Source organism: Pelomonas sp. KK5, assembly GCF_001984095.1.
Lineage (GTDB): Bacteria > Pseudomonadota > Gammaproteobacteria > Burkholderiales > Burkholderiaceae_C > KK5.
The window spans coordinates 1-13,216 of the sequence record NZ_LYVQ01000014.1 but is presented as its reverse complement, the minus strand read 5'-3'; the positions used below and the strand labels follow the sequence as shown (position 1 = coordinate 13,216).

The window sequence follows — 13,216 nt, the reverse complement described above, 5'->3', positions numbered from 1 at the left end:
CGGTCGGGCAACGCGCAAGCGGCGTTGATGTCAAGAAGTCCTTGGTGTTTCAACACAACACTCTGATAATTCAAAGCATAGGAAGTCCACCATGTTGGTCTGGGAAGAAGAAACGAAACCGTCCTCGAACGCAGCAGCGCAACAAGCCCACGCTTCGTTCGGCAATGCCTCCCCGTCGCTCGCGATGCACGCAGCGACCGCGACCCAGCCGACTCCTTCTTCGACTGCTTCCCCCGCCGCTTCTGCGACCCCTTCGTCGGCCCGCGTGAAGGCCGCCGACAAGCGCATCATCAACGGTCAGACCGACGTCAACCAGCTGGTGCCCTTCAAGTACAAGTGGGCCTGGGAGAAGTACCTCGCCACCTGCGCCAACCACTGGATGCCGCAGGAAGTGAACATGAGCCGCGACATCGCGCTCTGGAAGGATCCCAACGGCCTGACCGAAGACGAGCGCCGCATCATCAAGCGCAACCTCGGCTTCTTCGTCACCGCCGACTCGCTGGCCGCCAACAACATCGTGCTGGGCACCTACCGCCACATCACGGCGCCCGAGGCTCGCCAGTTCCTGCTGCGCCAGGCCTTCGAGGAAGCGATCCACACGCACGCCTACCAGTACATCGTGGAGTCGCTGGGCCTCGACGAGAGCGAGATCTTCAACGCCTACCACGAGGTCAAGTCGATCCGCGACAAGGACGAGTTCCTGATCCCCTTCATCGAGGCGATCATGGACCCGAACTTCGTCACCGGCACCACGGCCAACGACCAGACGCTGCTGAAGTCGCTGATCGTCTTCGCCTGCCTGATGGAAGGCCTGTTCTTCTACGTCGGCTTTACGCAGATCCTGGCGATGGGCCGCCAGAACAAGATGACGGGTGCTGCCGAGCAGTACCAGTACATCCTGCGCGACGAGTCCATGCACTGCAACTTCGGCATCGACCTGATCAACCAGATCAAGCTCGAGAACCCGCAGCTCTGGACCGCCGAGTTCAAGGCCGAGATCAAGGCCCTGTTCCTGAAGGCCGTCGAGCTCGAGTACCGCTATGCCGAGGACACGATGCCGCGCGGCGTGCTGGGCCTGAACGCCTCGATGTTCAAGGGCTACCTGCGCTACATCGCCAACCGCCGCGCCACCCAGATCGGCCTGGAGGAACTCTTCCCGAACGAAGAGAACCCCTTCCCCTGGATGAGCGAAATGATTGACCTGAAGAAGGAACGCAACTTCTTCGAGACCCGCGTCATCGAATACCAGACCGGTGGCGCACTGAGCTGGGATTGAGCAGGCTCGGCGGTTGCCGAGACGGTTCACTCCCTTTTGTTTAGAGAGAAGAGATCAAGATAAAGATTGACGAGCCGAACGACTGATTGCCATAGAAGCATTGGCGTTCAGGCTCGCACCCCGATTCATCGCATCGGAGCACTCCTCCTGGGTGACATTCGAGCGATGAATAACCGCAAGGCAGCAGATCGATCGGCTGCGTGCGGTGCTTTTTCCACTTGATCAAGGAGAACTGAAATGGCAACTGCAAAGAAGGCCGCTCCGGCCAAGAAGGCCGCCCCGGCGAAGAAGGCTCCGGCCGCCAAGAAGGCCGCCGCTCCGGCGAAGAAGGCCGCTCCGGCCAAGAAGGCAGCCCCCGCCAAGAAGGCCGCTCCGGCCAAGAAGGCGGCTCCGGCTAAGAAGGCCGCTCCGGCGAAGAAGGCGGCACCGGCCAAGAAGGCGGCTCCGGCGAAGAAGGCGGCACCGGCCAAGAAGGCGGCTCCGGCGAAGAAGGCTGCTCCGGCCAAGAAGGCGGCACCGGCCAAGAAGGCCGCTCCGGCGAAGAAGGCTGCACCGGCCAAGAAGGCCGCTGCTCCTGCCAAGAAGGCCGCCCCGGCGAAGAAGGCTGCTGCGCCGAAGAAGGCCGCCGCTCCCAAGGCTGCTGCCCCCAAGGCTCCGGCCAAGAAGGCTGCTGCGAAGAAGGCTGCTGCGCCGAAGGCCGCCGCGGCCCCTGCGCCTGCCCCGGCTGCCAAGCCTGCCGCTGCTGCCCCGGCTGCCAAGACGGCGCTGAGCCCGCAGGCTGCCTGGCCCTTCCCGACCGGCAACAAGCCCTGAGCCTCACGGCTCAATCAAAGCCCCGCTTCGGCGGGGCTTTTTTGCGCCCACCGCGCCCAAGAAACAAGACATCCCGCAAGGAAATGCCGTTCGGGCTGAGCCTGTCGAAGCCCTGGGTCGTGCATGTCGATCACCCCCCTTCGACAGGCTCAGGAGAGCCCCTTCGACAAGCTCAGGGCGAACGGTCGCTGTTGGGGCCGCGCGCGGGCCTTGGGTGCTCAGGGGTGGAAGATCTCGATGCTGTAGCCGGCCACGCGCTGGTCGCCGGTGCTCAGCAGCAACTGCAGCGGCATCTCGCTGTTCGCCACCATTGATGGTCTGCCGCCCTTGAATTCTGTCGGGGCCAGGGTCTTGCGGGTGACGGTGGCGCCGCTGGCGTCGGTGAGGCTCAACTCGATCCAGGGCGTGGCCACTTCCAGGCCCGACTTGTTGCGCAGGCTGACGCTCAGCTGGTACTGGTTGTTGGGTCCCGCCTGGTTCAGCGCGCTGGCCTCGACGCCGACCACGTCGATGCGCCGCCAGGGTTGCAACTCGCAGCCGGCGGTCTGGCAGAAGGACTGCATCGCCGGCCTCGAGGTCGGATAGACGGCAACGATCGCGTTGTGGAACTGGAGGGCGAACTGGCCCGCCAGCACAGCCAGCAGCAGCAGCGCGCAGCAGGCGAGCGCGATGCGCACGCGCGGCTGGCGCCAGCGCTCGCTGCGTTGCGCGCGGCGCATGAACTCGGGGATCGGCGGCGCATCGGACGTGGCGTCCTTCGCCTTCGATTTCTTGCTGCGCTTCTTGTCCGTCGCGGGCGGTTCGGCCGCCGGCTCGGCGGCGATCGGCGCGGCCTCGGCGGCTGCGGCCAGGCCGGGAGCCAGCACGGTGTCGGTCCCGTAGTCGTCCAGCGCCGACATCATCGGCGGCGCCACCGGCTCCGGTGCGGGAGCGGCACTTTCGATCGCCTCCTGCTGGGCTTCCTCGACCCACTCGGGTTCCATCCGCGAGGCGAGTGCCTCCTCGACCGGGGCATCTTCCTCTTCTTCCTCATGGAAACGATGCGGCTCCGGCTCGGCGACGAACTCGGGCGGCGGCGGAGCGAGCGGAGGAGGCGCGGGCGGTGGTGGCGCGGACAGCGGGGTCGGCGCCGAGGTCCAGACCGGCGCCGGCGGCGGTGGTGGCGGCGGCATGACGACCGGCGCGGGCGCGGCGCCCATCGCCGGCCACGGCGGCGGCGCCTCGCGGTCGATGTCGAACAGCTGCTCGCGGGCGTCGAACACCTCGGCGCAGCGGCCGCAGCGGACCCATCCTTCCGACACGCGCAGCTGATCCTGCACCACCCGGAAGATGGTGCCGCAGGCGGTGCAGCGGGTGGCGAGACTCATGGTGGCGGCATCATGCCATGTTCACCATGAGTCCTAGAGGGTCATGCCTTGCCCTAACGCTCAAACCGAGCTGACTGCGGGGCGCGAGGCCGTCATCAGGATCCAGCCGTCCTCGCGGTCGCTGACCTCGAGCTGGACCCACGGCGCATAGGCCGCCTTCAGCTCGTCTTCCTGTCGCTCCAGGATGCCGGCCAGCACCAGGCTCGCGCCCGGCGCCAGATGCGCGCACAGCAGCGGCGCCAGCAGGCGCAGCGGCGTGGCGAGGATGTTGGCCAGCACCAGCGGGTACTCGCCGCTCGCGCCGTCGGGCAGCGCGGCGCGGATGGCAGCGCCGACCTTGTTCGCCTCGGCATTGGCGACCGTCGCCGTGACGGCGGCCGGGTCGATATCCACCGCGTCGATGTTCTTCGCGCCGAACAGCGCGGTGCCGATCGCCAGGATGCCCGAGCCGCAGCCATAGTCGAGCACGCGATTCCACGGCTGGGCGTTATTGGCGATCCAGCGCAGGCACATGCGGGTGGTCGGATGCGTGCCGGTGCCGAAGGCCAGGCCCGGGTCCAGCTGCATCACCTGCTTCGCCTGTTCCGGAGCTTCATGCCACGAGGGCACGATCCAGAACTCCGGTGTGATCTCCACCGGCTTGAACTGCGACTGCGTCAGCCGCACCCAGTCCTGCTCCTCGACCGCCTGGATCGCCTGCACATGCACGTCCGCCGCCCAGTCCTGGGCGAGGATCAGCGTCGCCGCCTCGGTCGCCTCGGCCTCGGTCGGGAACAGCGCGCGGACGACCGAGCGCTGCCAGCCGGCCTTGGGCGCCGGCATGCCGGGCTCGCCGAACAGCGCGTGCTCGGCGTCGGTATCGGCGTCCGCATCCTCGACGGAGACGGACAAGGCCTCGACCTCCATCAGCGCATCGCTGACGGTTTCGACCTCGTCCTCGCTGCAGATCAGCAGCAGTTCGTGCAGGTAGGCCATTTCAGCGCTTGTGCTGGGCCATCCAGCCCTCGAGGTAATGGATCGACGTGCCGCCTTCGACGAACTTCGCGTCCACCATCAGCTCGCGATGCAGCGGGACATTGGTCTGGATGCCTTCGATCACGGTCTCCGACAGCGCGATCCGCATGCGGGCCAGCGCCTGCTCGCGGGTGTCGCCGTGGCAGATGATCTTGCCGATCATCGAGTCGTAGTGCGGGGGCACGAAGTAGTTCGTGTAGGCATGCGAGTCCACGCGCACGCCGGGGCCGCCCGGGGCGTGCCAGGTCGTGATGCGGCCGGGCGAGGGCACGAACTTGACCGGGTCTTCCGCGTTGATCCGGCACTCGATCGCATGGCCGCGCATCTCGATGTTCCGCTGCGTGAACGGCAGCTTCTCGCCGGCGGCGATGCGGATCTGCATCTGCACGATGTCGATGCCGGTGACCATCTCGGTGACCGGATGCTCCACCTGCACGCGGGTGTTCATCTCGATGAAGTAGAACTCGCCGTTCTCGTAGAGGAACTCGAAGGTGCCGGCGCCGCGGTAGCCCATCTTGCGGCAGGCGGCGGCGCAGCGGTCGCCGACCTTCTCGATCGTGCGGCGCGGGATGCCCGGAGCCGGCGCTTCCTCGATGATCTTCTGGTGGCGGCGCTGCATCGAGCAGTCGCGCTCGCCGAGCCAGACGGCGTTCTTGTGGCCGTCGGCCAGCACCTGGATCTCCACATGGCGCGGGTTCTCGAGGAACTTCTCCATGTAGACCTCGGGGTTGCCGAAGGCCGCGCCCGCTTCGGTGCGGGTCATCTGCACCGCGTTGACCAGGGCCGCTTCGGTGTGAACGACGCGCATGCCGCGCCCGCCGCCGCCGCCGGCGGCCTTGATGATCACCGGGTAGCCGACCTGGCGGGCGATACGGATGATCTCCTTCGGATCGTCCGGCAGCGCACCTTCCGAACCAGGCACGCAAGGCACGCCGGCCTTGATCATCGCCTGCTTGGCCGACACCTTGTCGCCCATCATCCGGATGTTCTCCGAGGTGGGGCCGATGAAGGTGAAGCCGCTGCGCTCGACGCGCTCGGCGAAGTCGGCGTTCTCGCTGAGGAAGCCGTAGCCGGGGTGGATGGCTTCGGCGTCGGTCACCTCGGCGGTGGCGATGATCGCCGGCATGCTGAGGTAGCTCTTGATCGAGGGCGCGGGGCCGATGCAGACGGCCTCGTCGGCCAGCTTGACGTACTTGGCGTCGCGGTCGGCCTCGGAGTAGACGACGACGGACTTGATGCCCATCTCGCGGCAGGCGCGCTGGATCCGCAGGGCGATCTCCCCGCGATTGGCAATGAGGATCTTCTTGAACATCGAGAAGACCTTCTTATTCGATGATGAACAGCGGCTGGCCGAACTCGACCGGCTGGCCGTTCTCGCACAGGATCTTGGTGATCGTGCCGGTCTTGTCGGAGTCGATCTCGTTCATGATCTTCATCGCTTCGATGATGCAGATCGGCTCGCCTTCCTTGATCTGGCCGCCGACTTCGGCGAAGGGCTTGGCGTTCGGGCTGGAGGCACGATAGAAGGTGCCGACCATCGGCGAGGTCACCACATGGCCGGTCTCGACCGGCGCGGCGACGGGCGCCGCGGTGGCGGCCACCGGGGTGGCGGCCACGGCCGGAGCGGCGGGCGCCGCGGCAGGGGCCGGCATGGCCATCATCTGCACGCCGGCCGGCAATGTGGCCACGCTACCGTCGGACTTGACGATGCGGACCTTGCCGTCGGCCTCGGTGATTTCAAGTTCAGAGATGTTCGACTCCGAGACGAGGTCGATCAGTGTCTTGAGCTTGCGCAGATCCATGGAATTCTCCAGCGATTGAATTAGTTGCTTTGCTTGTCGGTCGGCAGCCGTCCGGCCTGTCCGTCCGTGGCGTCTCAGGCCCTGTCGGCCTGCTGAAGCCGCGCCAGCGCGAATGTCAGGGCAAGTTGGTAGCCCTGTGCGCCCAGCCCGCAGATCACGCCTTCGGCGATGGCCGAGAGATAGCTGTGATGCCGGAACGCTTCGCGCTTGTGGATGTTGGACAAGTGGACTTCGACGAAGGGGATGGCCACCGCCGCCAGCGCATCCCGGATCGCCACGCTGGTGTGCGTGTAGGCGGCCGGATTGATGACGATGAAGCGGCAACCCTCGTGCGCGGCGGCCTGGATGCGGTCCACCAGTGCGCCTTCGTGGTTGCTTTGATAGCTTTCCAGCGTGACTCCGGCTTTGGCGGCCATCTCGGCGAGATCTGCGTCGATCTGCGCCAAAGTCATGGAACCATAGACGCCTGGCTCGCGGGTGCCGAGCAGGTTCAGATTGGGTCCGTGGAGTACGAGAATTTGCATTCAGGGTGCTCGGGAGGCCGTGGCCTCCGAAGCGGGAAAGCGGAAAAGGCTGGACTTTACGCTTTTTAGACCCTGATCGTGATAATTGCCAAGAAATTTATCGCTTGACCTTTTCCGGGTTCTGCCCATCCCCCAAAAGTAGGGGGAGCCGGAAACTCAAGTGTACTTCTTGCCCAGATCGCGCAGTTCTTCGAGCTCGGTGCTGCCCAGTTTCTTCCAGATCAGCTCGCCGCCGGCGTCGAAGGCGACGCTGAAGGGCAGGCCGCCCTGGGTGTTGCCGAGCCGGCGGGCGAGGTCGGTGCCGGTCAGGCCGGCCAGGGCGATGCGCAGGTCCACCGGCAGCTTTTTCAGGAAGCCCTGGATCGCCTCCTTGGAGTCGACGGCCAGGGCCAGCACCTGCCAGGCCGGCGTTTCGTGCGCGAACTGGTTGACGGCCGGCAGTTCCTTGACGCAGGGCGCGCACCAGCTGGCCCAGAAGTTCAGCAGCAGCGGCTTGCCGCGCAGGCTGGCGGTCTCGAGCTGGCTGCCGTCCAGCATCTCGAAGCGGGTGGCCCAGAAGGCCTGGGCCTCGCCGGACAGCGTGGCGGCGTCACGGTGCTCCTGGCGCCAGGCCAGCGTGGCTCCGATCGCGGCGGCGCCGACGCCGGCAGCGATCAGCAGGTTGCGGCGGGTGGTGTTCGTCATTCTTGCTCATCCATCGTCGTCATCAGTTTGCGCAGGGCCGCCAGGTCGCCCCGTTCGCTGCGGCCGCGGGCGTCGGGCTTGAGCGCGCCGCGCAGGTCGTCGAAATCCAGGATGCTCAGGTGCAGCGTGACCAGTTCGCCCAGCGCGCTGCTGGGCGTGGCGAGCGTCAGCACGTCCGCCTCGCGGCCGCGCGGGCCGCTGGTGGCACCGACGTCGTAGTCCACGCGATTGTTGATCAGCGCGATCTCGGCCGCCTTGGCGTCATCGCAGAACAGCTGCAGGTGCACGGCCGACAGCCGGGTGGCCGTGCCGCGCCAGACGGCGCCGGTCAGGTGCGGGCGGAACTCGGCCAGGCGCTCCATCCACAGGGCGGCCACCTCGCGCAGTGCGCGCAGCTCGCCGGGCTGGGTGTCGGCGCAGAACAGGGCCAGGTAGTCGCGCACCTCGTCTTCCAGCTCGTCGTTGCCGGGCAGGGCAGTGCGGCGCGGCAGGCCCAGGGTCTTCACCGCGCGCTGCTTGGCGGGGCCGTACTCCAGCCCTTCCTCGACCACCAGCCGGGCGGCAGTGGCGGCGATCTCGCGGCCGGTGCGGTCTTCTTCGTCCATCATCATGGCAACTCCACGGCGTTCATCCGCGCTGCCACCACGCCGGTGCGCCCCAGCAGGTAGGGCGAGGCCGGCCGCTTCTCGAAGCGCTTGGGCGCCGGCAGCATCACCGCCAGCCGTGCGGCCTGGGTGACCGAGAGGTTGCGGGCGTCGGTGCGGAAGTAGTGTCGCGCGGCGGCCTGGGCGCCGAACACGCCTTCGCCCCATTCCACATTGTTCAGGTAGATATCCAGGATGCGCTGCTTGCTCAGCAGTGCTTCCAGCATCAGCGTGATCGCCAGCTCCTGGCCCTTGCGCAGCAGGTTGCGCTCGCCGCTGAGAAAAAGGTTCTTGGCCAGCTGCTGGGTGATCGTCGAGCCGCCGGCGATCTTGATCGCGACCGGCCTGGCCTTCGGCGCGGCGACGGCGCGCTGCTCGGCGCGGGCCTGGGCCTTCTGGTTCTTCTCCCAGGCCTTCTCCATCGCGTCCCAGTCGACACCGCCGTGGTCGGCGAAGGTCGAGTCCTCGCTGGCGATGACGGCGCGCTTGAGCGTGTTGGGCAGCGGCTCCACCCAGTCCTGGCTCCACAGCACCTGGTGCTGCTCGGTGGCCAGCCGCCAGATCTCCGAGCGCTGGAAGCTGGTGGACTGCGGCGCCAGCACGTTCATCAGCGCGATGCGCGCCGCGAAGTAGAGCTGCAGGCACAGCAGCGACAGCAGCAGCAGCGCCAGCAGGCGCAGGGCCGGCTTCATGATTTGGCGTCGACCTCGGCGCGCAGGGCGGACAGCACTGCGGCGGTCTGCGGAGCGACACCCCGCCAGACGGCGAACGCTTCGGCCGCCTGCTCGACCAGCATGCCCAGGCCGTCGCGGCCGACGGCGCCGTGCTCCCGCGCCCAGGCGAGGAAGGGCGCGGCGGCGGGGCCGTACATCATGTCCAGCGCCAGCGCGCCCGGGGCCAGCACGGCGGGGGCGACCGGCACGCCGGAGCCGGCGAGGCTGGCGCTGGTGCCGTTGACCAGCACGTCGAAGCCGGCCGGGCAGTCGGCCAGTGCGCAGGCGGAGAGTGCCACGCCGTGCTCGCGCGCCCAGGCCGCATGGGATTCGACCAGCGCCTGCGCCTTGTCGGCCGTGCGGTTGGCCAGCACCAGCTGGGCGGGCCGCGCGGCGATCAGGCTGCCCAGCACGCCGGCCGAGGCGCCGCCGGCGCCCAGCAGCAGCACCCGCTTTCCCGCCAGCGGCAGGCCGGCATTGGCCTCGATGTCACGCACCAGGCCGGCGCCGTCGGTGTTGTCGCCGTACCAGCCGCCCTCGGTGGTGTCGTCGAAGCGCAGCGTGTTGACGGCACCGGCCAGCCGGGCGCGCGGGCTCAGCCGCGCGGCCAGCGCGTGGGCCTCGAACTTGAAGGGCACGGTGACGTTGCAGCCGCCCGCGCCGCTTGCCGCGAAGGCGCGGATCGTGGCGGCGAAATCGTCCAGCGGGCAGAGCAGGCGCTCGTAGTGGATCGACTGGCCGGTCTGCGCCGCGAAGGCCGCATGGATCTGCGGGGAGCGGCTGTGCGCCACCGGGTTGCCGGCGACGGCATAACGAGTTACTTCGACGGGCTTTGCTGTCATTGCTGTTGTCCGGAGGTCAGGCGGGTCTGCACGCCGTCCTCGCGGGTGAATCGGAATCGGGAGGTGATCACCAGCACCTCGGCGCCGCGGCGCATCGCGGCGGTGAAGGGGCCGAACGGCGAGGCCGCCTGCACGATGGCGACCGCGCGGCGGTCCAGGTTGGCATTGCCCGAGGGGGCGATGATCTCGGTCTCGATCACCCGGCCGCGCTGGTCCACGTGGATGTTCATCGTCAGCTCGCCATAGAGCTTGCGGCCATTGTGCTCGGGGAAGTCGCGGGTGCCGCGCTCCTCGACCTTGTGGCGCAGCGCGTCGTAGTACTGGGCGTAGACCACCTCGCGGGTGGCCGGGCTCAGGTAGCGCTTGCGCGGCCGGGCGTTCTCCTCGTTGACGCGCTTTTCGATCTCGGCGAGCAACTGCACCAGCGCGCGGCGCTTCTCGGCGATCTCGCGCGCGTTGGGCGCACCACTGTCGCGCTGCGGGTCGGGCGGCGGCAGCAGGGCCACGTCGCGGCGAAGCTGGGCCAGCAGCTGCTGTTGCTGCTGCTGCAGCTCGGCGATCTGGGCGTGCTGCTCCTCGGCGGCTTCGCCCACCTCAAGCAGCTTGGACGGCGGCAGCGGCGAAGTGGCGCGGCCGCGCTCGGCGTCGCCGCCGCCGGCCAGGTTGGCCTGGGCCAGCGCCTGGGCCTTGACCGGCGCCTCGTCCGAGCGGGTGTTGACCAGCACCACCTCCAGCGGCGTGTCCTCGAAGATCCGGTTGAAGCGCTCCGGGTCGACGATGCGCAGCGTCCCCACGGCGCCGTGTGCGCCCAGCGAGATCAGCAGCGCGAGCTGGAGGGTGCTGAGCCGACGCGACGCCATTTCAGTTGGAGACGGCCTCGGTGGTGGATGCAGCGGGTTCCGCGTCGTTGACGTCGATGGCGAGCGTCAGCGGGCCGGCGGTCGGCTCTTCGTCTTCCTCGTCTTCGGCGGTGACGTCAGCGGCGGCCACTTCATCGATCCGCTCGACCAGGTTGGCATGCAGGTCCAGCGTCATCTCGTCCGTCCCGGTGATGCGCACCCGCACATGGGCGCCGCGCGGCAGGCTCTCGCAGCCCAGCGCCCGGAACACCAGCGGCAGCTCGTCGGCGCGGACCAGGCCGTCCTTCATCACGGTGGCGGTCAATTCCCTGATCTCGTTCTGCACCACATAGCGCAGGGTCCAGAAACGCTCGATGCCGTTCTGGAAGCCGTTGTATTCGCCGTAGGCCGAATCGAAGCCCGAGATGATCGAGAACAGCGCCGCATCCTTGGGCTTGAAGGGCGCGGCCAGTGCGGCGGTGCGGCCGTGGCGCGCGGCGGCGATGATCTGCCACTGGTTGACCAGGTCCACATAGCGGCGCAGCGGCGAGGTGGCCCAGGTGTACTGCGCCACGCCCATGCCGGCATGCGGCAGCGCCTTGGTGCCCATGCGCACCTTGATGCCGGGCGCCAGGCTGGCCTGGCTGCGGTAGATGCCGGGCAGGCCGAGTTCGCTGAGCCAGCCGCCCCAGCTCGAGTTGGCCAGGATCATCGCCTCGGCCACGATCAGGTCCAGCGGCGCGCCGCGCACGCGGGTGCTGATGCTCACCGTCTCGCTGCCGTCGGGCTCCTTGCTGCGATCGCCGTCGAGGCGGAAGTTGTAGTCCGGCCGGTTGAAGGTCTCGGGCTTGCCGCGCACCACCTCGCGCTTGGCCTTCAGATCCTTCGCGAGGCGGAAGCAGAAGGCCAGCTCGGCGGCGAACTCATAACCCGCAGATTCAGCGGGGCCGGTCAGCGTGGCCTCGGTGATGACGGCGTCCAGCTTGTCGTGGCGCAGGTTGCTCTTGATGGAAACCCGCTCCAGCTTCGTCTCGCTGGCCTTGATCTCAAGCGTGGCCTCGTCCAGCGAGAAGTAGATGGAGACGGCTGGGCAGTCGCGACCCTCGATCAGCGTGTAGGTCTGCACCACCTCGTCCGGCAGCATCGTCAGCTTCCAGCCGGGCATGTAGACGGTGGAGAGCCGGTCGCGCGCTACCTTGTCCACGGCCGAATCGGGCTGGATCGCCAGGCCCGGCGCGGCGATGTGCACGCCGAACACGACCGTGCCAGTGCCCAGGCCCTGGACCGACAGCGCGTCGTCGATCTCGGTCGTCTGGGAATCGTCGATCGAGAAGGCCTGCGCGGCCGACAGCGGCAGATCGTCCTTGATCTGCGGGGCGCTCAGTGCCGGGAAGCCGGTGCCCTTCGGGAAGTTCTCGAACAGGAAACGCTTCCAGTGGAACTGATAGGGGCTCGTGATCGCGCCGGCGGACTGCAGCAGCTCCAGCGGCGCCTTGTGGGCGCGGCGCGTGGCCTCGACCACGGCCTTGTATTCGGGGCCGTTCTTGTCGGGCTTGAACAGGATCTTGTAGATCTGGTCGCGGATCGGCTGCGGGCAGGCGCCGCCGGCCAGCTCCTCCGCCCAGGCTTCGATCTGCAGGGCCTGCTGCCGCTTGCGCTCGATGCCCAGCAGGGCGGCCTTGACCGTCTCCTCCGGCGCCTTCTTGAACTGCCCCTTGCCCATGCGGCGGAAGTAGTGCGGCGCCTCGAACAGGCGGAACAGCGCCGCGGCCTGCTGGGTCACGCCGGCCTTGGCGTCGAAATAGTCGCGCGCCAGGTCGGCGAAGCCGAACTCGTTCTCGGGCGCGAACTCCCAGGCCAGGTCCAGGTCGATCTCCTGCGACAGGCGCTGGCCCTCGGCCAGCAGCTCGGCCGGCGCGGGCTTGTCGAACTTGAGCAGCACATTGGCCGCCTTCACCTTCACGCGCTTGCCGGAGTCCAGCTCGATCTGCATCGAGCTTTCGGCCTCGGACATCACGCGGCCGGCGAGAAACTTGCCGGCTTCATCAAACAATGCGTACATGGCCGCGATTGTCGCCGCAACGCGGGTCAGGCCAGGTCGAGGAAATCCACCAGGGCGGGCAAGTGGTCCTCGAAGTCGCTCAGGCCGTGGTCGCTGCCTTCGAGCAGGCGCACCGTGCCGGCGGCATAGCGGCCGTTCATCTCGCGCCAGTCCAGCACCTCGTCGCCCTTGGCGATCACGGCGAAATAGCGCTCCGGCCGGCTCAGCTCGCCCGGGGACAGCGCCCGCAGTTCGTCCACGAACTCGGGCCGGAAGAAGAAGTGCTCGCTCGGATCCTGCCAGCAGGTCTGCTCGCCGATGTAGTTCGCCAGGTCGCGCGCCGGGTCCACCGCCGGGTTCAGCAGCGCCGCGCGGCAGCCCAGGCGCTCGGCCATCACGGTGGCGTAGAAGCCGCCCAGCGAGCTGCCGATCACGGCCATGCCGTCGCGGGGCCAGGTCTTGACCAGCGCGCTGACGAGTGCGATCGCCTCGGCCGGCGAAGGCGGCAGCTGCGGCGCGGCGAACACCATGTCCGGCCGGTGATCCCGCGCCCATTCGGCCATGCGCAGCGCCTTGGCCGAGCGGGGCGAGGAGCGGAAACCGTGCAGGTAGAGCAGGTGGGTCGTGCGCATGCGGCCAGTGTAGAGTCCCCTGATG

At 68.0% G+C, this 13,216-nt stretch carries 14 protein-coding genes; 2 read left to right on the top strand and 12 right to left on the bottom strand.

The window, feature by feature from the left end; genetic code table 11:
• Nucleotides 1-91 precede the first annotated feature (91 nt).
• Nucleotides 92-1,276, top strand: a complete 1,185-nt coding sequence (locus B0W88_RS03380; protein ID WP_077033244.1) for a ribonucleotide-diphosphate reductase subunit beta — start codon at nt 92-94, stop codon at nt 1,274-1,276.
• Nucleotides 1,277-1,513: 237 nt separating this feature from the next.
• Nucleotides 1,514-2,089 carry a histone gene (locus B0W88_RS03375; protein WP_077033243.1) on the top strand — a complete coding sequence of 192 codons (576 nt, stop codon included), beginning with the start codon at nt 1,514-1,516 and terminating at the stop codon, nt 2,087-2,089.
• A gap of 218 nt (nt 2,090-2,307) precedes the next feature.
• Here the strand turns inward: B0W88_RS03375 and B0W88_RS03370 are convergent, their stop codons facing one another.
• The 12 genes from B0W88_RS03370 to B0W88_RS03315 all read right to left on the bottom strand — a co-directional run bounded on the left by B0W88_RS03370 (nt 2,308) and on the right by B0W88_RS03315 (nt 13,191).
• Nucleotides 2,308-3,456 carry a zinc-ribbon and DUF3426 domain-containing protein gene (locus B0W88_RS03370; RefSeq protein WP_077033242.1) on the bottom strand — a complete coding sequence of 383 codons (1,149 nt, stop codon included), beginning with the start codon at nt 3,454-3,456 and terminating at the stop codon, nt 2,308-2,310.
• Between the two features lie 60 nt (nt 3,457-3,516).
• Nucleotides 3,517-4,422 carry a 50S ribosomal protein L11 methyltransferase gene (gene prmA, locus B0W88_RS03365; protein ID WP_077033267.1) on the bottom strand — a complete coding sequence of 302 codons (906 nt, stop codon included), beginning with the start codon at nt 4,420-4,422 and terminating at the stop codon, nt 3,517-3,519.
• A 10-nt stretch (nt 4,423-4,432) separates the two neighbouring features.
• Nucleotides 4,433-5,782, bottom strand: coding sequence for an acetyl-CoA carboxylase biotin carboxylase subunit (gene accC, locus B0W88_RS03360; protein ID WP_077033241.1), 1,350 nt, complete (start codon nt 5,780-5,782; stop codon nt 4,433-4,435).
• Between the two features lie 13 nt (nt 5,783-5,795).
• Nucleotides 5,796-6,272: an acetyl-CoA carboxylase biotin carboxyl carrier protein gene (gene accB, locus B0W88_RS03355; RefSeq protein ID WP_077033240.1), complete on the bottom strand. Its 477-nt coding sequence runs from the start codon at nt 6,270-6,272 to the stop codon at nt 5,796-5,798.
• Nucleotides 6,273-6,346: 74 nt separating this feature from the next.
• Nucleotides 6,347-6,796, bottom strand: coding sequence for a type II 3-dehydroquinate dehydratase (gene aroQ, locus B0W88_RS03350; protein WP_077033239.1), 450 nt, complete (start codon nt 6,794-6,796; stop codon nt 6,347-6,349).
• 156 nt (nt 6,797-6,952) lie between these two features.
• Nucleotides 6,953-7,480 (bottom strand): TlpA disulfide reductase family protein, encoded by a 528-nt coding sequence (locus tag B0W88_RS03345; protein WP_077033238.1) that lies wholly within the window; start codon nt 7,478-7,480, stop codon nt 6,953-6,955.
• Complete coding sequence (locus tag B0W88_RS03340; RefSeq protein ID WP_233151609.1) at nt 7,477-8,088, bottom strand: hypothetical protein; 612 nt, start codon at nt 8,086-8,088, stop codon at nt 7,477-7,479. The genes B0W88_RS03345 and B0W88_RS03340 overlap by 4 nt, the downstream gene beginning before the upstream one ends.
• On the bottom strand, nt 8,088-8,816 hold the full coding sequence (gene mtgA, locus B0W88_RS03335) for a monofunctional biosynthetic peptidoglycan transglycosylase (protein WP_077033237.1): 729 nt from the start codon (nt 8,814-8,816) through the stop codon (nt 8,088-8,090). The genes B0W88_RS03340 and mtgA overlap by 1 nt, the downstream gene beginning before the upstream one ends.
• Nucleotides 8,813-9,679: a shikimate dehydrogenase gene (aroE, locus tag B0W88_RS03330; protein WP_077033236.1), complete on the bottom strand. Its 867-nt coding sequence runs from the start codon at nt 9,677-9,679 to the stop codon at nt 8,813-8,815. Before aroE ends, mtgA begins: the two co-directional genes overlap by 4 nt.
• Nucleotides 9,676-10,539, bottom strand: a complete 864-nt coding sequence (locus B0W88_RS03325; RefSeq protein ID WP_077033235.1) for a TonB family protein — start codon at nt 10,537-10,539, stop codon at nt 9,676-9,678. Before B0W88_RS03325 ends, aroE begins: the two co-directional genes overlap by 4 nt.
• 1 nt (nt 10,540) lies before the next feature.
• On the bottom strand, nt 10,541-12,580 hold the full coding sequence (locus B0W88_RS03320; RefSeq protein WP_077033234.1) for a ribonuclease catalytic domain-containing protein: 2,040 nt from the start codon (nt 12,578-12,580) through the stop codon (nt 10,541-10,543).
• A gap of 26 nt (nt 12,581-12,606) precedes the next feature.
• Nucleotides 12,607-13,191 (bottom strand): YqiA/YcfP family alpha/beta fold hydrolase, encoded by a 585-nt coding sequence (locus tag B0W88_RS03315; RefSeq protein WP_077033233.1) that lies wholly within the window; start codon nt 13,189-13,191, stop codon nt 12,607-12,609.
• Nucleotides 13,192-13,216: the final 25 nt, after the last annotated feature.